This is a genomic window from Providencia vermicola, from assembly GCF_010748935.1.
Taxonomy (GTDB): Bacteria; Pseudomonadota; Gammaproteobacteria; order Enterobacterales; family Enterobacteriaceae; genus Providencia; species Providencia zhejiangensis.
On the sequence record NZ_CP048796.1, the window covers coordinates 4,024,660 to 4,044,826 of the forward strand.

The 20,167-nt window shown below is 42.6% G+C and carries 17 protein-coding genes and 4 tRNA genes; 6 read left to right on the plus strand and 15 right to left on the minus strand.

Annotated features, from left to right (window positions below; translation table 11 throughout):
• Positions 1-107: 107 nt before the first annotated feature.
• Positions 108-932, minus strand: coding sequence for a diaminopimelate epimerase (dapF, locus tag G3341_RS18240; protein WP_163863267.1), 825 nt, complete (start codon positions 930-932; stop codon positions 108-110).
• Between the two features lie 21 nt (positions 933-953).
• Entirely contained in the window at positions 954-1,142 is a 189-nt protein-coding gene (lptM, locus tag G3341_RS18245) for an LPS translocon maturation chaperone LptM (protein ID WP_154622902.1), read from the minus strand.
• Positions 1,143-1,415: 273 nt separating this feature from the next.
• On the opposite strand from lptM, the gene cyaY reads away from it, so the two are divergent.
• Entirely contained in the window at positions 1,416-1,733 is a 318-nt protein-coding gene (gene cyaY, locus G3341_RS18250) for an iron donor protein CyaY (RefSeq protein WP_163863270.1), read from the plus strand.
• Positions 1,734-1,751: 18 nt separating this feature from the next.
• Here the strand turns inward: cyaY and G3341_RS18255 are convergent, their stop codons facing one another.
• Complete coding sequence (locus G3341_RS18255; RefSeq protein WP_163863272.1) at positions 1,752-4,325, minus strand: class I adenylate cyclase; 2,574 nt, start codon at positions 4,323-4,325, stop codon at positions 1,752-1,754.
• Positions 4,326-5,047: 722 nt separating this feature from the next.
• Between G3341_RS18255 and hemC the strand changes: the two genes are divergently transcribed.
• The 5 genes from hemC (at position 5,048) to G3341_RS18280 (ending at position 9,727) form a co-directional block, all read left to right on the plus strand.
• Complete coding sequence (hemC, locus tag G3341_RS18260) at positions 5,048-5,992, plus strand: hydroxymethylbilane synthase (RefSeq protein WP_154622904.1); 945 nt, start codon at positions 5,048-5,050, stop codon at positions 5,990-5,992.
• The gene (locus tag G3341_RS18265; protein WP_154622905.1) at positions 5,989-6,744 is read left to right on the plus strand and encodes a uroporphyrinogen-III synthase; all 756 of its coding nucleotides are present in this window, start codon (positions 5,989-5,991) and stop codon (positions 6,742-6,744) included. The genes hemC and G3341_RS18265 overlap by 4 nt, the downstream gene beginning before the upstream one ends.
• 3 nt (positions 6,745-6,747) lie before the next feature.
• Positions 6,748-7,974: a uroporphyrinogen-III C-methyltransferase gene (gene hemX / locus G3341_RS18270; RefSeq protein ID WP_163863274.1), complete on the plus strand. Its 1,227-nt coding sequence runs from the start codon at positions 6,748-6,750 to the stop codon at positions 7,972-7,974.
• 2 nt (positions 7,975-7,976) lie between these two features.
• Positions 7,977-9,170 carry a protoheme IX biogenesis protein HemY gene (gene hemY / locus G3341_RS18275; protein ID WP_163863276.1) on the plus strand — a complete coding sequence of 398 codons (1,194 nt, stop codon included), beginning with the start codon at positions 7,977-7,979 and terminating at the stop codon, positions 9,168-9,170.
• Positions 9,171-9,499: 329 nt separating this feature from the next.
• Positions 9,500-9,727: a hypothetical protein gene (locus tag G3341_RS18280; protein ID WP_154622326.1), complete on the plus strand. Its 228-nt coding sequence runs from the start codon at positions 9,500-9,502 to the stop codon at positions 9,725-9,727.
• Positions 9,728-10,714: 987 nt separating this feature from the next.
• On the opposite strand, the gene G3341_RS18285 is transcribed toward G3341_RS18280, so the two are convergent.
• The 12 genes from G3341_RS18285 to rfbA all read right to left on the minus strand — a co-directional run bounded on the left by G3341_RS18285 (position 10,715) and on the right by rfbA (position 20,162).
• Positions 10,715-10,791 (minus strand) — tRNA-Pro (locus G3341_RS18285).
• A 30-nt stretch (positions 10,792-10,821) separates the two neighbouring features.
• A tRNA-Leu gene (locus G3341_RS18290) sits at positions 10,822-10,907 on the minus strand.
• A 15-nt stretch (positions 10,908-10,922) separates the two neighbouring features.
• Positions 10,923-10,998: transfer RNA gene (locus G3341_RS18295), tRNA-His, on the minus strand.
• An 81-nt stretch (positions 10,999-11,079) separates the two neighbouring features.
• Positions 11,080-11,156 (minus strand) — tRNA-Arg (locus G3341_RS18300).
• A gap of 169 nt (positions 11,157-11,325) precedes the next feature.
• Positions 11,326-12,714: a bifunctional threonine/serine APC transporter ThrP gene (gene thrP, locus G3341_RS18305; protein ID WP_163863278.1), complete on the minus strand. Its 1,389-nt coding sequence runs from the start codon at positions 12,712-12,714 to the stop codon at positions 11,326-11,328.
• A gap of 303 nt (positions 12,715-13,017) precedes the next feature.
• Positions 13,018-13,755 (minus strand): lipopolysaccharide N-acetylmannosaminouronosyltransferase, encoded by a 738-nt coding sequence (gene wecG, locus G3341_RS18310; RefSeq protein WP_154624229.1) that lies wholly within the window; start codon positions 13,753-13,755, stop codon positions 13,018-13,020.
• A gap of 9 nt (positions 13,756-13,764) precedes the next feature.
• Positions 13,765-15,120: an ECA oligosaccharide polymerase gene (gene wzyE / locus G3341_RS18315; protein WP_154624228.1), complete on the minus strand. Its 1,356-nt coding sequence runs from the start codon at positions 15,118-15,120 to the stop codon at positions 13,765-13,767.
• Positions 15,117-16,199 carry a TDP-N-acetylfucosamine:lipid II N-acetylfucosaminyltransferase gene (locus tag G3341_RS18320; RefSeq protein ID WP_154624227.1) on the minus strand — a complete coding sequence of 361 codons (1,083 nt, stop codon included), beginning with the start codon at positions 16,197-16,199 and terminating at the stop codon, positions 15,117-15,119. Before G3341_RS18320 ends, wzyE begins: the two co-directional genes overlap by 4 nt.
• Positions 16,196-17,446, minus strand: coding sequence for a lipid III flippase WzxE (gene wzxE, locus G3341_RS18325; protein WP_163863280.1), 1,251 nt, complete (start codon positions 17,444-17,446; stop codon positions 16,196-16,198). The genes G3341_RS18320 and wzxE overlap by 4 nt, the downstream gene beginning before the upstream one ends.
• On the minus strand, positions 17,446-18,576 hold the full coding sequence (gene rffA / locus G3341_RS18330) for a dTDP-4-amino-4,6-dideoxygalactose transaminase (RefSeq protein WP_154624225.1): 1,131 nt from the start codon (positions 18,574-18,576) through the stop codon (positions 17,446-17,448). Before rffA ends, wzxE begins: the two co-directional genes overlap by 1 nt.
• Positions 18,563-19,303 carry a dTDP-4-amino-4,6-dideoxy-D-galactose acyltransferase gene (rffC, locus tag G3341_RS18335; RefSeq protein ID WP_163863282.1) on the minus strand — a complete coding sequence of 247 codons (741 nt, stop codon included), beginning with the start codon at positions 19,301-19,303 and terminating at the stop codon, positions 18,563-18,565. The genes rffA and rffC overlap by 14 nt, the downstream gene beginning before the upstream one ends.
• Entirely contained in the window at positions 19,281-20,162 is an 882-nt protein-coding gene (gene rfbA / locus G3341_RS18340; RefSeq protein ID WP_154624224.1) for a glucose-1-phosphate thymidylyltransferase RfbA, read from the minus strand. Before rfbA ends, rffC begins: the two co-directional genes overlap by 23 nt.
• Positions 20,163-20,167 lie beyond the last annotated feature (5 nt).

Below are 20,167 nucleotides of genomic sequence, written 5' to 3' on the forward strand. Positions count from 1 at the left end.
GTTAGATGGCAAATAAGGCGCTAGTCAGTCACAAAACAGGTCGCTAACGCCAACGCGTACAGCCAATAACGCTGTCACTTGCAATTTCTTGAGTCGCGAAATAAAGCTTAAAGTTGTAGTACCCCATCATAAACATGACTCGCAGGCCCTGTCATATATAATGGATGGCCAGGCCCTTCCCAACTAATATCAAGGGATCCTCCTGGCAAGTCAACTTTCACTCGATTTGATAATAACCCTTGCTGGATACCGATTGCCACCGCGGCACAAGCACCACTACCGCATGCCTGCGTTTCTCCCGCTCCACGTTCAAACACACGTAAGCTGATATGGTTCGCATTGATTATTTCCATGAAACCGACATTAACGCGTTCTGGAAACCGTTCATGACTCTCAAGAACAGGGCCTAAGATTTCCACTTCAGCTGTTTTTACACTTTCAACCTGAATAACACAGTGAGGATTTCCCATCGAAACCACACCACATAATACTGTACGTTCTAACGCTCTAATAATATAGGTTTTTTCTGCTTTGATAGCGCGAAAAGGTATTTTCTGAGGTTCAAATTCAGGTTCCCCCATATTCACGCAAACATCGTCATTTTCATTGATCGTCAATGTCATGCGACCTGCTTGAGTACTGACTTTAATTTTTTGTTTATTTGTCAGCCCTTTTAAACGTACGAAACGTGCAAAACAGCGAGCACCATTGCCACATTGTGCAACTTCACTTCCATCTGCATTGAAGATACGATAATGAAAATCTAAATCAGGATCATAAGGCGCCTCAACTAACAACAGTTGGTCAAAGCCAACCCCTGTATGCCTATCCGCAAGGCGGCTAATCAGCTCAGGAGAAAAATAAACATTCTGAGTGACGCCGTCGACGACCATGAAATCATTACCTAAGCCATGCATTTTAGAAAATTGCATAATCCGCTCCATCGCAGCAGCTTATTGTTGATTTGAAGACGGCGCTCGTGAATCTGCCGCGGTACTATTTTGAGCCTTAGGTTCAACATCTTCAGTTTGTGATGCTGAAGCCTGTTCTTCTGGTGGAAAATAGAGAGGGCCTTTTAAGCCACAACCAGAAAGAGTCAACAACATAATAAACGCAGAGAGTCCAACTAAACTTTTTTTCATTATATTTCGCCTGTAAAACTAACTTTTGACGTCTGAATAGGGTTAACAGATTAACAGGGCAGCCTAAGCAAATCACTATTGTTCATCAATTGTATCGTGATTTTATTCCCTACCCACAATAGCATAATGCTTAAAAGAACAGTCACCAACAAATGTTTTAGTATTCTCAAAAGAAAGTTACCCTGCGTCCTCCCTTTTCGTCGATTGACCCTCACTGATATTCACACCTATAATTTCTATTAGTAAATTATTTAAGCTGATAGGAAATTAACCGTGAATGACAGTGAATTTCACCAACTTGCCGATCAAATGATGGCTTCTATTGAACAACATTTGGACAATTATGACGGTGATGCGGATATTGATTGTGAAACGAATGGTGGTGTCATGACGCTCAGTTTTGAAGATGGCAGCAAAATCATTATCAATCGACAAGAGCCTTTCCACCAAATTTGGCTCGCCACGAAACACGGCGGCTATCACTACGACTATAAAGATAATGAGTGGGTATGCGATCGTTCAGGGCAACGATTCACGGAGATGCTCGCACAAGCTATTAGCGCGCAAAGCGGTGAGCCTTTTACGTTTTAGTATTAACGATTCGTCCGCTCAATAATGATGGGCTTGATGATGCGGTGAAGTATCAAAATGCCCAGCATTCATTAATTCATCCTGCTCTTCAATATCAAAAGGCCAAGTTCCGCCTGAAAAGGGTATCACTTGGCTTTTGCCTTTATGAGTCACAATTTGATAGAACTGCGGCAAATTAAAATTAATAAAATTAGCACCGTACGTAAAACGGTCATGAGACGATGAATAGAAACGGCTAACGTCTCGTACTAAGTCTTCTTTGGAGCCCTCACAGTGAGAGTAAATTTCCACTCGGTTGGCTTCATCTAAAACATAAATGTTAAAGCCTGTGTTATCTGCGGTATTTTCAAAGAAAAACTGTACGATACCCTCACTTGCATAACCGTCAACAACGGCGGGTAAATGGTTATTTTCTTTGGCGTTTAATTTGACAGGCCAACCATGTAATTTATTGTGAGAAATGGCCCCATAGAACTCAACCGCATTTTCCAGTTTCTGAACTGAAACATTTAACCGTTCAAAGAATAAGCCCCATGTTTGCCCAGCAATCCGTAACGCTTTGAAACGACCGGGGTCATTGCGATTACTTGATAAACGCAAGTCAATGCACTCTGAAACCAACTGTTGTACACGTGTTCTCACTAGGCCACGTAAATGCTCACAATAGCAGAAGACTTCCACCGCATCTGGCGGCGCAGCATCTTGATGCATTTTACCTAAAATGGTTTTGAGTGCCTCTAACATGCATTGTTCGCCGCTAAAGTGAAGTGTTCTCACTTCATTCCAAGAGTTGCGATACAGCAGATCAATACTACCAATTAGGCAACGTTGTTCTTCACCAAAACTAAACACGTCTAGCTTTCTGAAATCAAAATGTACCACTTGGTCTGAATAAACTTGTGTCGGATCTTTTTCTAAATTGACGATAATGGCTAAGTGGCGGATTTCACAAGGACTATACAAGGCTTTTGGCGTTGGGGCCGGTAAGCGAATCGGAAAATGCCCCGAAACGTCATGCATCAATTCAAGTAACTTCTTCTCATCACATTGAGACTGACCATGATGCATATACACCTGAGTATTTTCAGTCAGTAATCCGTTAAAGTAAGCCCAAGCGACCAGTTTGTTCAAATAACGGTTATATTCGAGCGGTTGATGACCAATAATGGTGTCAATATGTGGTGCTTGGTTATACAAATACCAACCGCTACGATTCGCGCGGCCAGAAGGAACATAAATAAACGTAAGATGTGGCTCACTGAGGTCTGGAGAGATTTGCGGGTTAACAAGTGTCACTTTACCCGGTAGCGCTTCAAAAGCAGCATATAACTTACGGGTTAATACGCCAATATCTTGTGGGCTAGCACTAACACTTAAATTATTACGACGAGCAAAGCGGATCAGGTTACGGTAACTTTGCATCATCGTGTCGAGTAACTCATTATGGGCTTCACGAACACGCTCAATTTTCCATTGATTGCGCAAATCTAACATCTCTAAACGTTCAGCACCCCACCCCCATGATTCAACTAACTGTGAAAGTACATCACGGCGCCAGCCAGAACATTCATCTTCAGTATCTTTGGAGAGTTTTTCACAGACTTTGAGGTAGAAACAACGACGAATTAAATCAAGGCGAGTAGTATCATTAATTTCGATTAAATAGCGGGTAACACGTTCTAACATTAAACAATAAGAATCTAAACCGTAACAAACTATCTCGCCAGCGTGGAGATGGCGTTTAAATTCTAATGCGAGCAATTTGCCTTTTGGATAATCCCACGAATAAGATTCTAATAGTAAGCTTTTTAAAACCGCTTTATAAGGTGAGTCGACACTTTTATATAATTGCCACAAACTTGCACCAAAGTATTCAGCGGCAGACAGTTCGCCCAATCCACCGAGGTCTAGCCATTCATTTGGCGTTAATACCCCCTGAGCATACAGCGACATCACATATTCATCATAATGATGTTCTTCTTCGACGGGTACCATGGTCCATAACAGCCTTTTACCTGCCATACGTACCGCGGTACGGTAGAATTCATCAAGCAATAAAATATGTTGTGTTGAACCGCAATCTTCTCCGCCAATATGGCCACTCGCATGGTGTCTAAAACGATTTTCATCGATCAAAAAAACCGTCACATCAATGCCAAGAGAAGCGGCCCACTGTTCGATTAATGTGCATTTTTTCTGTAATAGGCGCTTTTCTTCACTATCCAACCAAGAGGGATGACAAACCCAAATATCAATATCTGAACATTGGCTTTGACCTATCGATGATGTACTCCCCATGGAATAAATGCCTGTGATAGGAAGTTCACCATTCGCTTTATCTGCTGAGGGAAGATATTTTTCAAATTGCGACAACCATGTTTGTTGGTCATCATCAGGCGTGAAGAAACACACACCATGAGGGACGTTTCCTTCAATATAGCCAGGCATCATTGGGTGATGATAATGAAATAAGACAGGCAGCAGGCTGTAAACCTTACAGAAGGTTTCATCCATTGACGCTGTCGCACGATCTAACCGAAGTTGGTTTATCGCATCAAGTCTCTGTTTTAGAGTTTCAATATAGAGATACAAGGGATACGCCTGGCTGAATGAACTTAACGACAAATCTGGGAATACCCAGCACCCAATAAAGAGAAATATCTACTCGTCATACTTCAAGTTGCAGCGCTACTAACGATGCTTACTTGCGCTAGTTACCTGGTTTTTACAACGCCTAGCGACTTATCGACCTGCCGCCTAGCGACATCTCGCGTTAATTAAAAGTAAGTTTAAATTTATTTTCAAATGAATTGTCGGAAACGTGATCAATTTAACACCTTGCGGCAAAAGGGTAAAGTAGATCACATAATTTTATCTGTGTATTTTTGATACAAATTAATTTTCAACATATTGTATAAAAAGGCTTTTTATTTTTTATAGCGACTGAATATCCCTTGTTTATCAATGGAATAATAACAAATCATCTGATTGCTCAAAAAAAACACACCAAGCATCCATCACAAACGTATTTCGCATTAGGCCTGTGCTTGAACGCTTCACCACTAAATTGACTTAAATTGAAATTTGTTTACGACTTTAACCGCACAAATAGCTAAACAATCCTTTGCATTACTTTCTTTTTTTGATGATTTATGTCGCAGCAACCTTATCAAAAAGAGACGCTTTCTATTAATAAGGCAATTAATGAATCGTTAGCTTTAGCGTCGTTAACTGGAAAATCCATCGCTAAAATGTTAAAACTAGGGATAATTGTATGGTTAATCTATGGCCTTTATGCCTGAGAAAGCAACGAAATGACTTCAATAAATATCGTCCGTATTGCAACACGTAAAAGCCCTTTAGCTATGTGGCAAGCACACTTTGTTAAAGAGAAGCTCGAACAACTACACCCCGGTTTGCAGGTTGAACTGGTACCGATGGTGACTAAAGGCGATATTATTTTAGATACTCCCTTAGCTAAAGTAGGTGGAAAAGGTCTATTTGTTAAAGAATTAGAGTTAGCTTTACTGGAAAAACGCGCAGACATCGCAGTGCATTCAATGAAGGATGTTCCCGTTGAATTTCCAGAAGGGCTCGGTTTAGTCACGATCTGTGAGCGTGAAGACCCACGTGACGCTTTTGTGTCTAATCACTTTGACAGCCTTGAGGCTCTACCTAGCGGTAGCATAGTGGGAACGTCCAGTTTACGCCGCCAATGCCAAATACGAGAACTACGCCCAGACCTCATTATCCGCGATCTACGCGGAAACGTGGGAACTCGGCTCTCGAAACTGGATAATGGCGAATACGATGCCATAATTTTGGCCGTCGCGGGGCTGAAACGGTTAGGTTTAGAAGCGCGAATTCGTACTGCATTAGCGCCTGAACAATCCTTACCAGCCGTGGGACAAGGTGCGGTGGGTATTGAGTGCCGCTTAGAGGATGAGCGTACTCGTCAACTACTCGAAAAACTTAACCACGATGAAACAGCCATCTGTGTTCTCGCGGAACGTGCTATGAATATGCGCCTTGAAGGCGGTTGCCAAGTACCTATTGGGAGCTATGCGATTTGGCAAAATAACCAAATTTGGCTACGTGCTTTAGTGGGGGCGCCAGATGGTAGCCAAGTCATTCGTGGCGAGCGTTTAATCGCCCCAGAACAAGCAAAACAAGCAGGGATCTCTCTTGCTGAGGAATTACTCGATAAAGGCGCCCGCGAAATTCTCTCTGTGGTTTACCAAGGGAATCCACCGGCATGAAAGTACTAGTCACGCGGCCTGAGCCAGCTGGTTGCGAACTCATCGCAGCAATCAAAGCAAAGGGAGGCGATGCTTTCGCTTCCCCGCTCATTAGTATTGCGCCGGGTGCTGAATTAAATTTACTGGGATCACGCCTTCAGCAGCTTGATCAACACGATTTAGTCTTTCTTTTATCTAAAAATGCGGTCTGGTATGCACATTTAACCCTTAAACAAGCAGGACGCAACTGGTCAGATAAGTTATCCTACTATGGGATAGGTCGTTCAACCGGCCAGTATTTTGAGGCGTTAACAGGTCGCACTATCCGTTGGCCAGAGCACGGAGAGACCAGTGAAGCATTACTTAGCCTTCCTGAATTGCAATTTCTTGAAGGTAAACGTGCACTTCTATTACGCGGAAACGGAGGAAGGGAGCTCCTAGCCTCAACATTACGTTCCAGAGGTGCAGAGGTTGAGTATTGTGAATGTTATGCGAGACACCCTGTTTTATACGATAAAACAGAGTTTAATCAACAATGGGTTAATGCAAATATTACTGATATTGTGATCAGTAGTGGTCAAATGTTAGCCTTACTCAATCAATTAATCGCTGAAAATACCAAAGCATGGTGGTTCAATCGCCGCTTATTAGTTGTCAGCGAACGGATTGCAGACCAAGCCCGCCAAAATGGTTGGAAAAAGGTCTGTGTGGCAAATAGCGCAGAAAATAATGCTTTATTGGACGCCTTATTTTCAACCGACATGGGATGCTAATTTATGACGGAACAAAATAATTCTACCGAAACGGTTAATAATGAAACTGTCGCGGAAACCCCAAAAAACCGCCAACCTAAGCCGTCTTCGGAGCAAAAACGTTCTGGTCTCATCGGTAGTGCCATCGCTATCGCAATTAACATCGCCATTGGTGGTGGTATTTATTATTTTACTCAACAAAGTAATGCGCAACTCGTGAATGAAAATAACGAATTGAAGCAACAGTTGAATGATTTAGCCGAACAGCAAAAAGTTGACCGCCAGCGCTTGGATGCGCTGTTCGCCTCACAGTCAGAAATCAAAACACAGACTCGTGAATATGAAGAGCAGCTCAACCGTCATATGCAAGAGCTACAAGCACATGTTAATACGCTCTCAAGCTCAGATGTTAAAAGTTGGTTGCTGGCACAGGCTGATTTTATGGTCAAAATGGCAGGAAGAAAATTATGGAATGATCACGACCCAGTCACGGCCGCGGTACTCTTAAAAAGTGCGGATTCTAGTCTTGCTGAAATGAATGACCCTAGCCTGCTTGATATCCGTAAAGCCATTAAAAATGATATTGCTAGCTTAGCGGCGATCAATCAAGTCGATTATGACGGTATTATTCTTCGTTTGAATCAATTGAGTAATGAAGTCGATAACTTGCGCCTCAATGAGATTAACAGCGGTGATGTGAAAGCTGAAGATGAAGGAGAAGTCTCCAGCGATATCGCGGATTGGAAGCAAAATCTATCACGGAGTTGGAAAAACTTTACTAATGATTTTATCACCGTACGTGCTCGTGACGGTTCAGAAGCCCCATTATTGGCCCCAAATCAAGATATCTATCTACGTGAAAACATTCGTTCTCAATTGTTGATCGCTGCACAAGCGGTGCCTAGATATCAAGAAGAAACCTATAAACAGTCACTCGAACAAGTTTCTACTTGGGTTCGTGCTTATTTTGATGTTAACGCTCCGGCAACAAAAGCCTTCTTAGCTGAAGTTGATGATTTAATAAATCAACCGATCGCGACTGAGATGCCTGATGCTTTAGAAAGCCAACCTAAACTTGAAAAAGTAATGCAAACACGCGTTCGTAATCTTTTGGCACAGTCAGAAGAAGTGGCTAATACGCCTGCTGAAGCTGCACCAACAGAAGAAAAACAGCCTGAAAAAGCGGTCGCAAAACCTGAAGATTCAGAGGCAGCACCTCTTGATGCACCAGCCAATGAGCAGAAGGGGTAATTATGATTAAAGTACTGATCCTTTTTATTGTGCTTATCGCTGGTATTATCTTAGGCCCTCTCTTAGCGGGCCACCAAGGTTATGTTTTCATCCGTACAGATGATTATGATATCACCACCAGTGTCACTAACTTAGTGCTGTGCTTTGTGTTGCTCCAGTTTGTCCTGCTGTTCCTTGGCTGGTGTTACCGTCGTTTTATTAGCACCACTTCACGAACTAAAGGCTGGGTCAGTGGGCGTAAGTACCATAAAGCGCATTCACAAACACAAAAAGCCTTACTCAAACTTGCCGAAGGCGATTTCGACCAAGTTGAAAAACTGATGAGTAAACACGCGGATTTTTCTCAGCAGCCAGTGATTAACTATTTACTTGCCGCTGAAGCGGCACAACAGCGTGGAGATGAGCATCGAACTCATCAATACCTCAATAGAGCCGCCGAAGTTGCCGGCAACGACCAACTTCCCGTCGATATCAGTCGTGTTCGTATTCAATTGGCTGAAGGCGAAGTGTATGCGGCTCGAACGGGGGTCGATAAACTTCTCGATCAAGCACCCCGCCACCCTGAAGTACTACGTCTTGCTGAACAAGCCTACTTACGTTCAGGGGCTTATCAGGCACTGATTGAACTGCTACCGATTATGGCGAAAACACAACTTCATAACGAAGATGAGTTAGAGGCATTAAAACTGAAAGCTTATAAGGGCTTGATGAATCAATGTATGGCTGAAAATGGTAGTGAAGGCTTGAAACAGTGGTGGAAAGCTCAGCCACGAAAAATCCGTCATGAAACGGCTTTACAGTCCTTCTTAGCTGAACATTTGATTGAATGTGATGATATCGAAAGTGCTGAAAAAATTGTGATTGATGGTTTGAAACAGCAATATGATGAGCGCTTATTACTCCTCGCACCAAGACTCCGTAGCGATAAACCAGAACAGCTTGAGAAAGTATTAAAGCAACTGGTTAAGCAGTCAGGAGCAACACCATTACTCAATAGTACAATGGGGCAAATCGCATTACAGCATGCGCAATGGGAACACGCAGAGACTTATTTCAAAGCCGCATTAGCGCAACGTTTTGATGCTCATGATGCCGCTTGGTTAGCCGATGCCCTCGATAAACTGCACAAAGCAGAGGAAGCCGCTAAAATACGTCAAGAAGCCTTACTGCATTCACTCAAAAAAGAACGTTCTTAAAAACTATTTTGAAATATATAAACGAAAAACTCCACTTTATAAGTGGAGTTTTTTTATCCGCTATTTTTATTCTAAATACCATCATATTTAATCAAACATTTTTATCACTCATAATATGATTAACAGTATTAGCCTAATTAAACTTATTTAAATACATTATATTGACGGCTGTTATCAGTCGCCATGATATTTAAAAAGCACAAATTAGACTGAAAAACGCCTAATTGTTGTATAACATCAAACAAAATAACGGTTGTTCTGTAATATACCATTTACATAGTGTATAAATAATACATTGTTTTTGATTTAATCGAACTCAGGACATCTACATGAATGTAATTAAAACTATTTGGCGCTGGATCATTTCAACCCCGAATCGACTACAAGTATTTTTCGACCTGCTACTTTTAATTCTGTCACCTTTTGTTTTTATCTCTATCATTGGTTTCGATACTGTTGATCTAAATAAAGACGTTTTCATCATTACATTTATTATTTTGTGTTATACCTACCTCACTCGCTGGTTCAGCAAGTGGTTTTGTAATCGCAAAAATTAATGTCATACAAATGAATTTCTGATTTCCTTCCGTAACAGCATCATGCTGTACAGAGGGAAATCGCTCTAGTCGATGAGTTCATATAAAAAAAAACACCTGCCAGCAAGGCAGGTGTAAATATACAATCAGGTCTACAGACGGATGGTGCCTCACTCAACGTTTCGTCCACGGGTTGATGAGAAGAGGATTAGCTCTTGTTCATCTATATTGGACAATAGGCACCGATAATCGGCTTTGCATCATTCCTGGGTTTATGAAGCATTGCTGTCATAATAAGTGGAATGAGCATCTACACAATAGATAATGCAGAATGCGTGCCAACTTTTTTTGAATGGCCTTTTTTCTTTCTATTATCCCATTTCATCGGAAAAAACACGCCTAACGCAATCCTAGCCGTTTTTATATAGTGCCATTTTCCCTCTGCCTTACATGAGGCTGTGTTAGCATCCTTTTTTAACAACAAAGCTGTCTCAATTCAGAGACATCAAAATCACCTTGATAATTTACTATTAAAAATCAATGTATTATATGTCTCCATTTGACGACACTGAGATACTGGTTTGTATCTATTTTGCGACACAGACGAATACATAGAAAAAATAACAAATATAAACAGTCTATTAGCTATGATTTTCTTCATAAAGCCCTCAGTCTCATTTGTTTTAACAGATAACCAGTCAATGAGTATATCGGGAACCATAAACGGTCATTCTTAACGCACAGACATTTAAATACGTTCAGTCATGCTTACCGTTTATTTGGCACTTGAAGTTGACGTTGGAGTTAATGTCGAAGGTGTGGGTTTTGGGTTTTGGGTTTTGGGTTTTGGGTTTTGGGTTTTGGGTTTTGGGTTTTGGGTTTTGGGTTTTGAATAATGATTGATGATTGGTACACCCGTGCCAAAGGTAGCTCGTACCAATGAATAAGCTGATTTTGCGCGCTTCTAAATGCAAAAACCCCGCTGATTAAAGCGGGGTTCTTTAAATTTGGTCGGCGAGAGAGGATTCGAACCTCCGACCCACTGGTCCCAAACCAGTTGCGCTACCAAGCTGCGCTACTCGCCGATAGGGTATATCTACTTTACATTCTTTTCGTGGTGCGAAAGGGGGGACTTGAACCCCCACGTCCTGAGGACACTAACACCTGAAGCTAGCGCGTCTACCAATTCCGCCACCCTCGCAATGTCACAAAAGAATGGGGTGGCTAATGGGACTCGAACCCACGACAACTGGAATCACAATCCAGGGCTCTACCAACTGAGCTATAGCCACCATAACTTCACTTTATTCAAAGCGTTGCTATTATACTACATACAACTTTGTTTTGCCAACCGTAGCAGCACGCTAATTTAATGGCGCGCCCGACAGGATTCGAACCTGAGACCTCTGCCTCCGGAGGGCAGCGCTCTATCCAGCTGAGCTACGGGCGCTTAACGCCGTTGCGGGTGTGGATAGTACGGATTTAATGAGGTTCTGTCTAGTCCTTTTTTCAATAAAATTTTCGATTGCTTGCCTTTTGCGCATTTCGTCGATAAAGAGAGCATTTTTTCTCTCTTTATCGCAATATTGGTCAATCAACAGCGTGATGATGATAGCGAATTAGCACTGACTCTTCGCGCGGTTGCGTGTGCGCAGTAAGAAATAAAGCGCAGAAACCGTCAATAAAAAGATCGCACCAACAATTAACGACAAGCGGGTATCAGGGTTAATCGCCATGCCGACTATCACGCAAGCTAAAAACAGTAACGTTGCGTAGTTCACCCATGGAAACAGAATCGATTTAAACGGATGTCCAACAATCTTGTCTTGGTTCTGCTGCCGAAAACGCAGTTGACTGGTCAATATCACTAACCAAGGCACCATGCCAGGTAAAACACTCGCGCTGTACACATAAACAAAAACTTGTTCAGGGTTAGGAATGATATAGTTTAGGCTCGAGCCTACCAATAAGCATAAGATAGTCAAGCCAACACAGCGCGCTGGTACGCCATTACGTGTCAGTTTTAATAGTGAGGCGGGGAGTTGTCTATTTTGGGCTAACGCATATAACATACGGCCACCACTGTACATACCGCTATTACAGCCTGATAGCGCCGCAGTCAGCACCACAAAATTTATCACCGCCGCCGCTGACGCGATACCTACCTTAGCAAAGGTCAATACAAACGGGCTACCTTGTTGCCCAACGTCCGTCCACGGAAACAGCGTAACAACAATGAAAATAGCGCCAACATAAAAAATTAAAATACGCCATAAGATATTATTGATCGCTTTTTTCAATGTCACCTGTGGATTTTTCGCTTCACCCGCGGTGATCCCGACTAATTCGACGCCTTGATAAGAAGCAACTACGATACACAAAGCAAATAAAAAACCTTTCCAGCCACCCGCAAAGAACCCGCCATGATCCGTCAAATTCGCAAGGCCAATCGGTTCAAAATTATTGCCAATGCCTAAAAAAATGAGACTCAACCCAATCAGTATCATAACCACAATCGTGGTGACTTTTATCATAGCAAACCAAAACTCTAGCTCTCCATAGAGCCTAACTGCCGCAAGGTTTGCAAGTGCAACGGAAACCACCGCGATCAACGCAAATATCCATTGAGGGACGTCTGGGAACCAATACTCAGCATAGACACCTATTGCCGTAATTTCAGAGATACCGACAGCAACCCACATAAACCAATAGCCCCATGCCGTTAAGCAGCCCCAAAATGGGCTTAAGTACTTATAGCCGAAAGAGGCAAAAGAACCTGTTACTGGCTCAACAAATAACATTTCGCCCATTGAGCGCATGACAAAAAACACAAAAATACCGGCAATAATGTAAGCGAGCAAAACCGATGGCCCTGCCCATTTTAATGTGCTGGCTGAGCCCATAAATAGGCCAACACCAATTGTTCCACCTAGCGCAATGAGCTCGATATGCCGCGCTTCTAAGCCTCGTTGCAATCCTTGAGGTCGTTCTTGTTGTGAGCTTTCCATTCATTCCCCCTGTCGTTACCCAAAAAACAAATCACGACTTATGAGTATTTATAGTAATAAGTATGATTTTATCTTCATAAAACGACTATTTTAATAGCCGAAAAACATGATATAAGCATTAAACTAAGCTAAAAGCCCATGCATTGCATATATTTTTGATGGATTATAAAAATAATTGAGAGAAGAGGCCAGAAGTAACGTTTTTGTTATTACAAAGATAAAATAGCAGTTAGTCTGATATTTTTGATAAGAACGATGAGAAAACGCGCCACGGCATCTTATACCATGGCGCGTGAAGGCTCTTTAAAGCTTACCACCATAGTAATAAGCTAAAAATTTTAATAATTTAAATTGTCGTTTAATACGTGTGGGTTGTGCTAGCAGGCGATACAGCCACTCTAACCCAAGGTTTTGCCATATTTTGGGCGCCCGCTTCACATGACCGGTGAAAACATCATAAGTACCACCGACCCCCATATACAATGCCTCAGGGTAAACTTTACGGCAATCGCGCATGAAAATTTCTTGTTTTGGCGACCCCATCGCAACTGTCACAATCTTCGCGCCGCTGGCTCGGATACGCTCAAACAGAGCATCTCGGTCTTCTGCTGTAAAATAACCATTTTGTGAACCAACAATATTCACATTCCATTGAGAACGTAATTTTTCTTCTGTTTGTTCAAGAATTTCAGGTTTGCCTCCGACTAAGAAAACCGGCGTTCCTTCCCTCCCTGCTCGCTCCATTAACGCCTCCCAAAGGTCAGCGCCTGCAACACGAGAAACTTGAGCCTGTGGATATTTACGGCGAATAGCGCGCACAATACTAATACCATCCGCATATAGGTATTCGGCTTGGCCAAGCAAGGTGTTTAATGCCGCATCTTTTTCCGCTGTCATGACTTTTTCAGCGTTGATTGCAACCAGAGTCCCTGACTGAGTCTCGCCATCAGCAAACAGATGATCCAGAAAATGTGCCATATCTTTAAACCCCCAAATTTGGTGGCCTCTGATACTATATTGCGGAATAGATTGCTGTTCCATAATGCTCCTTTAGCGGTCTTCGCGACGTTGGCTTCTTAGATAAGAAGATGCTTTTGCCCGAATAAGCCCCGCACTTTCAAATAACCAGTACAGTAATTTCGCCAAAATCAAACAAAGTCCGAAAATCAGGCAGAAAAAGACCACTCGTGACACAAAAGAATCGACGCCTTCACGTGCCAAAACAATCATGTTAAAAATGGCACCAAAACAAAACGCTTGCATAATTGCAGCTTTATAGCGGTTTGACTCTTTCAGACTCATACCATAAATCCAGTCAAACCATTTGATAATTAACCCAACGACAATTGCCCCTAAAGGGATAAATAGCACACCGCCCATCACGACTAATGAGCCGATGAGAGTCGGAGAAATGGCTAATCCAGAATGGTTATTAAGGACTTCCCAAGTAAAGTAATTAGCTGAGTTCAGTACGGTATCAGGCCTATCTGGCCATACCCACGATGGGATAAACACATAAAAATCACGTGCAATCGGTGCCAGCCCTTGAAACTCAATCTTGTCGTAGTAACTCAATAACAAGGCAAGGTTTTCCCAAGGCGAAAATGTGTCTCGGGTTAAATACAAGAAGGTGTAGAAAGCTTCGGCACCACTCACGTCCAAACCATAGCGTTTTAGCGCTAACCAGAACATGCCGACAATACTTGCAACCCCTGCCGCAACTAGCATCCATAGCGTGATCCACCCTCTTACGATACCAATAAATAAGAATAGTGCGAACGCGATGATGATATTTGCACGAGTTCCGCCCACGATGACATAGGTTAAAAAACCAAATGCCACAGTACTGACAAGAAAGAAGACCCAACGTTTCTGGGATGGGCGTAGGAAGTAAACAATCAGCATTGCAGGAATAAAGAAGTAGAAAAAACGCTTTAATGCAACGCCTGAAACCTGACTGGAGAATATCTGACTATATGATTGAAGCTTAAATAATAAAAAGCCATTCTGTAAGAAGAAAATACCCACTGTCACGACGGCAACAGCTATCAGCAATAAACAGGTTAAGTGAGTCTCAACTTTATTCATCGTGAACAGTGGCCGCTTAGCGACAGTGGCGCTTTTTGTTAGGCGTGTTTTATAGGCTACATAATAGATGGCATAAAAACTTGTCGCTGCAAGCTGCGCATACAATAAGTACTCCGCAGGCACGACTGCCACATCAAACTGAAATACCAATGCACACGTCAATGGAAAACCAAAATAAAACGTCAATAAATACAGTAATGAAAAGAAAATATTAAAATTGAAGCGCACACGTCTGAACTCTTTATAGAGTAACGTGCCCATAAAAATGATGGAAATCAGGTAGACAAGCGATAAGCCGCCTAACTCGGCTAAGGTCATGCTTTCTCCTCCGCAATACCTAAGATTTTTTTCCAACCATCGGTAAAGTTAGGCGCGAAAAAGTCAATATGTTGCTTATCCAGCAACGCCATCTGGCGCTGTGCTTCATCAACTAATTCCAACGATAGTTCATCCCCATAGAAGAATACAGGGACATTCTGTGCCGTCAAATCTTGCCAAAATGTATTTTGTCGACTGATGACAAATGGGACCCCAAATTGAATCAGCAGACACACCGTTCCCACACCTTGTTGGCGATTAAAAATAAAATAGCCTAAGTCACAGGTTTTCAATAAATTCAGGTAATCCGTAAATTCCATACGTTCTTTTAAAATATTCACCTGACCCGCCGCAAACAGTGTTTGTGCGGTTTCTTCGACCTGTTGGATATAAGCTTGGTTATTTGCAGGGTAACCCATAGGCACGATAATGCTGACCTGCTCACCAAATTGCTGTTTAATCGCTCTCAGCGCCTCTGTGTGACGATTTGATCGATCACCTGAGTTACCTAATAGTATTGTCAATGTATCGCCCTGACGTGCTGGACGTTCACTTAGGGTGAGTGCAGGGTCCATGCGTGTTGGGAAATACAATACCGATGCAGGGACTTTAGGGTTAAATTGCTGAAAGTAACACAAGTCACCTCGGGTCGCGCAAACATGCCCTACCTTCTTTTGTGCTAAACGACGTAATACATAAAACAATTTGAATTTTATTGAATTAGACTCTTCGTAGAGATCTGCACCCCAAATATGCCACCAAAACTGGTGTGATTTAATTTTGCCAAACAGCAAAGCGAGCCAAATAGGTGCATTAAATTGGCCATGGAAGAAAAAACGTTCTCTTCGGTTGGATGTTGCCCGACGAATCACTGCATCTGCGATCGCCTTTTTGCTGTCAAAGACTTCGATATCCAACTCGGGATAAGCATTGGCCATCTGATCATCGAGGCTCACCACCATAAAATGGGGTTTCTGTGACACTGCTTTTTCTTTACAGATCACATTATTAAAAAACGTCAGCACCGTTTGATTATGGTGAGGGAGATCAGATCCCAGTACATGTATTAAGGTTGTCATACTCGCCTACGGTAAATCAAAAATACACAACAACAGAGGAGAAAATACACGATATATGTTGCCATATAGGCTTGTGTTGCCCCTATCGCACCATGCATAGGTATCAACCAATGGGAAAAGCCCATTAAGAGGATAAACTGGCTCACCTCAGTTAAAATATAAAAACGTAATGCCGCCTTCGCAATCACCAGATAGCCAAAGACATAAGCGCCAACTTTCAGTACATCCCCTACCAATTGCCATGCAAATAAATCGCGCATGCCATTAAATTTTTCGGAGAACAGTAGCCAAATTGCGAAATCGCGTAATAGCCACACCATAAAGCTTGCAACGGCAACAGCAGGTAATACAAATTTTAGCGTCTTAATGATCTCCGCAGAGATGTCATTCTTGTGTTGTAATCGAGAAAGTGTAGGCAGCAAATACACGGAAAATGTTGCAGTGATAAACTGCAAATAAGCATCCGAAATAGTGCTAACTCCCGTCCATAGACCTACGTCATCCCAGCTATATTTTGCAGCCAACAAGTTTCGCATCATGACATAGGCGACAGGTAAAGTGACCGACGTAATTAACGCCATAATGGTAAATTTACCTAAGTTGGTGGCAATCGCCTTATTCCAAGCCGGTTTCAACATCGATAATGCAAACCGCTTACGGCGAACAATCATCCCGATAGCAGGTAAAACCACTAACGCCGGAACCAAAGCTAATCCGACTAATGCCCCTTCATAACCACCGAACGTATAGCATAAATAATAGGCAACAACACCAATTATGCTACCAAAAATAATGGATTGTGCATTACCCGACGCATCCCGATATCCCTTGAGGATCGCCAAAAAATAGTTAGCGTAGGCAATGCCCATCTGAATCAAGGCAACAGCTTGAATGACCGATTGATACTCCCGACTATCAAAGAGCGCTTCACTGATCGGGGCACTAAAAAATAGAAATACCAGCGCCAATAACGTCGAAAAACCAAGAATAAGTGTTGAAGAGGTCCCTAATACCGCGCGCAATTTTTCAGGGTCTTCATGGTGTTCCGCAATATATTTGGTCACCCCATTAAAAATACCCGCGCCCGATAATACCCCTAACACAGTGATTAACTGGCGGAAGTTTCCCGCCAGTCCTACCCCACTGGGGCCAAATGTGACTGCTAATAACTTAACAATAAGCAGGCCTGCCCCGATTTTTATCAAGGTAGACCCCGCAGTCCAAACCGATGCTCTAGCTAACGACATTAGGCAAAAAACGCCTTAATTTTTGTGATAACCGTTTGCTGTTCCTCATCTGTCATGTTGTAGAACATTGGCAGACGTACTAAACGGTCACTCTCACTTGTTGTATAACGGTCTTCGCCATCGAAACGCCCAAATTTCTCCCCAGCAGGGCTGGTATGTAACGCAACATAGTGGAATACCGTTAAAATGTCATTTGACTTCATATAGTCATTGAAAGCAGTACGCTCTTCGACATCCTTCAACTTGATATAAAACATATGTGCATTATGTTTTAATCCTTCCGGTACGATAGGTAATGCTAACTGGCCTGCCTGTGCTAAAGGTGCTAGAGCATCATAATAACGCTGCCATAACAACAGACGACGGTCATTAATCTTGTCTGCTTCCTCAAGCTGAGCCCATAAATAAGCCGCCTGTAAATCAGACAACAAATAGCTGGAGCCGATATCGCGCCACGTATATTTATCAACTTGCCCACGGAAAAATTGGCTACGGTTAGTCCCTTTTTCACGAATAATTTCAGCACGGTTAATCAGAGACTTATCATTCACTAACGTGGCGCCACCTTCACCACCAGAAGAGTAGTTTTTCGTTTCGTGAAAACTGTAAGCGCCAATATGGCCAATCGTTCCGAGTGCACGACCTTTATAAGTCGACATCACCCCTTGAGCCGCATCTTCAATCACAAATAAGTTATGTTTTTGGGCTATTGCCATGATGGTGTCCATTTCACAGGCTACGCCCGCATAATGCACAGGAACAATTGCACGAGTACGTTCAGTAATGGCAGCTTCGATTTTGGTTTCATCAATATTCATTGTATCTGGACGAATATCGACAAAAACAATGGTTGCCCCTCTCAGTACAAACGCATTAGAAGTAGACACAAAGGTAAAGCTTGGCATGATCACTTCATCACCAGGCTGAATATTAATCAGGATTGCCGCCATTTCTAATGACGCTGTGCAAGAAGGTGTTAGCTGGACTTTAGGGCAATTAAAACGCTTTTCCATCCACTCTTCACAACGTTTTGTAAAACCACCGTCACCACACAGCTTGCCGCTTTCCATGGCTTGCTTCATATATGCTAATTCTGTTCCTACAACGGGTGGCTTATTAAATGGAATCATGTTGTCCCCTATATAACCAATATGCAGTGCTAGCAACTGCCGCACCACTACGTGAATAAAGATTCAATGCCGCAATATTGCTTATTTGAGTGGCCACATTTAACTGTCTTTTTTTGTGCTGCTCACACCAAACAACGGCTGCTGACATCAATTTACGACCAACTCCCTGCCCATGAGCATTCGGCATAACAGCGAGTAGGCCTATACGTGCTGTGTCATCATCAAGGTGCCTTAAACTAACGAAACCTAAAATATCTCCTGCCACATTTTTGACTAATAAACAGGTATGATCGAAAGTGCCTAAGACTGCTTTTTCTATCCACAATGCATAAAAGCGTCCACTATCACCTTCACGATACCAAGGCGTTCGAAAGCGGCTTTGGCTAAAAACCTGCTCCGCTACCTGACGCAATACAGGTATATCTTCAGTAACCGCGGGTTCAATGCGCACTTTTTTCCGTAAATCACTATTCAAGTAAGCATTTTCTATGCCAACAGTCAGCGCAAAATCGACTTCCCCTTCAACCAAAGAGAAACCAAGCCGCCTTAATTCATCTAAGCGCTCTGTTTCATTAGCCCGTATTTTGGCTTGAGTTATCGCATAGTCATCTAATTGGCTTGCAAGGATCATCTCTGCCTGAGGAGCAGTGAAGTCTAGCTTTGCTGTTGAGAGTCCGAAAAACTCAGACTCCCATGATAAATAATCAATATTGGCGCGGACGGACACGGAGTAGATCCTCTAAATACTGACCATACCCTGTCTTACTGAGTTGTTTAGCTGACATTTTGACTTGCTCGTCAGTTAACCAACCATTACGCCATGCGATTTCTTCTAGACAGGCGACCTTAAAACCTTGACGTTTTTCAACAGTTTGAACAAAAGTACCCGCTTCTATCAGGCTATCGTGAGTACCTGTATCTAACCAAGCGAAACCTCGGCCTAATAACTCTACGTTCAACTCACCTTTATCGAGATACATCTGGTTGATTGAGGTAATTTCCAACTCACCGCGTTCAGATGGTTTCACCTGCTTTGCAAAATCAACCACTTGGTGATCATAAAAATAAAGCCCAGTGACTGCCCAGTTAGATAGTGGCTTTTTCGGTTTCTCTTCAATCGATAGCACTTTGAAATCGTCATCAAATTCTACGACACCAAAACGCTCAGGATCCATGACCTGATAACCGAATACCGTGGCACCTTGGGTTCTCGCCGCAACGGATTTCAGTTTTGGGCTAAACGAGTGCCCAAAGAAAATGTTATCGCCTAACACTAAACAGCATGCATCACCATTTATAAACTCTTCACCGATGATAAAGGCTTGAGCCAAGCCATCAGGAGAGGGTTGCTCAGCATAGCTCAGCTCGATACCAAATTCATGACCATCACCCAGCAAGCGTTTAAACATCGGCAAATCTTCAGGCGTAGAAATGATCAATATTTCACGGATCCCTGCCAGCATTAGCACTGACAATGGATAATAAATCATTGGCTTATCATAGATGGGTAACAACTGCTTCGAGATGCCTCGCGTAATAGGATGTAAACGAGTTCCCGAACCACCAGCAAGTATAATACCTTTCATGATCC

Coding starts and splice junctions, on each gene's coding strand:
- dapF (WP_163863267.1), bottom strand. CDS start 932: ATGCAATTTTCTAAAATGCATGGCTTAGGTAATGATTTCATGGTCGTC.
- lptM (WP_154622902.1), bottom strand. CDS start 1,142: ATGAAAAAAAGTTTAGTTGGACTCTCTGCGTTTATTATGTTGTTGACT.
- hemC (WP_154622904.1), top strand. CDS start 5,048: ATGACTTCAATAAATATCGTCCGTATTGCAACACGTAAAAGCCCTTTA.
- G3341_RS18265 (WP_154622905.1), top strand. CDS start 5,989: ATGAAAGTACTAGTCACGCGGCCTGAGCCAGCTGGTTGCGAACTCATC.
- hemX (WP_163863274.1), top strand. CDS start 6,748: ATGACGGAACAAAATAATTCTACCGAAACGGTTAATAATGAAACTGTC.
- hemY (WP_163863276.1), top strand. CDS start 7,977: ATGATTAAAGTACTGATCCTTTTTATTGTGCTTATCGCTGGTATTATC.
- G3341_RS18280 (WP_154622326.1), top strand. CDS start 9,500: ATGAATGTAATTAAAACTATTTGGCGCTGGATCATTTCAACCCCGAAT.
- thrP (WP_163863278.1), bottom strand. CDS start 12,714: ATGGAAAGCTCACAACAAGAACGACCTCAAGGATTGCAACGAGGCTTA.
- wecG (WP_154624229.1), bottom strand. CDS start 13,755: ATGGAACAGCAATCTATTCCGCAATATAGTATCAGAGGCCACCAAATT.
- wzyE (WP_154624228.1), bottom strand. CDS start 15,120: ATGACCTTAGCCGAGTTAGGCGGCTTATCGCTTGTCTACCTGATTTCC.
- G3341_RS18320 (WP_154624227.1), bottom strand. CDS start 16,199: ATGACAACCTTAATACATGTACTGGGATCTGATCTCCCTCACCATAAT.
- wzxE (WP_163863280.1), bottom strand. CDS start 17,446: ATGTCGTTAGCTAGAGCATCGGTTTGGACTGCGGGGTCTACCTTGATA.
- rffA (WP_154624225.1), bottom strand. CDS start 18,576: ATGATTCCATTTAATAAGCCACCCGTTGTAGGAACAGAATTAGCATAT.
- rfbA (WP_154624224.1), bottom strand. CDS start 20,162: ATGAAAGGTATTATACTTGCTGGTGGTTCGGGAACTCGTTTACATCCT.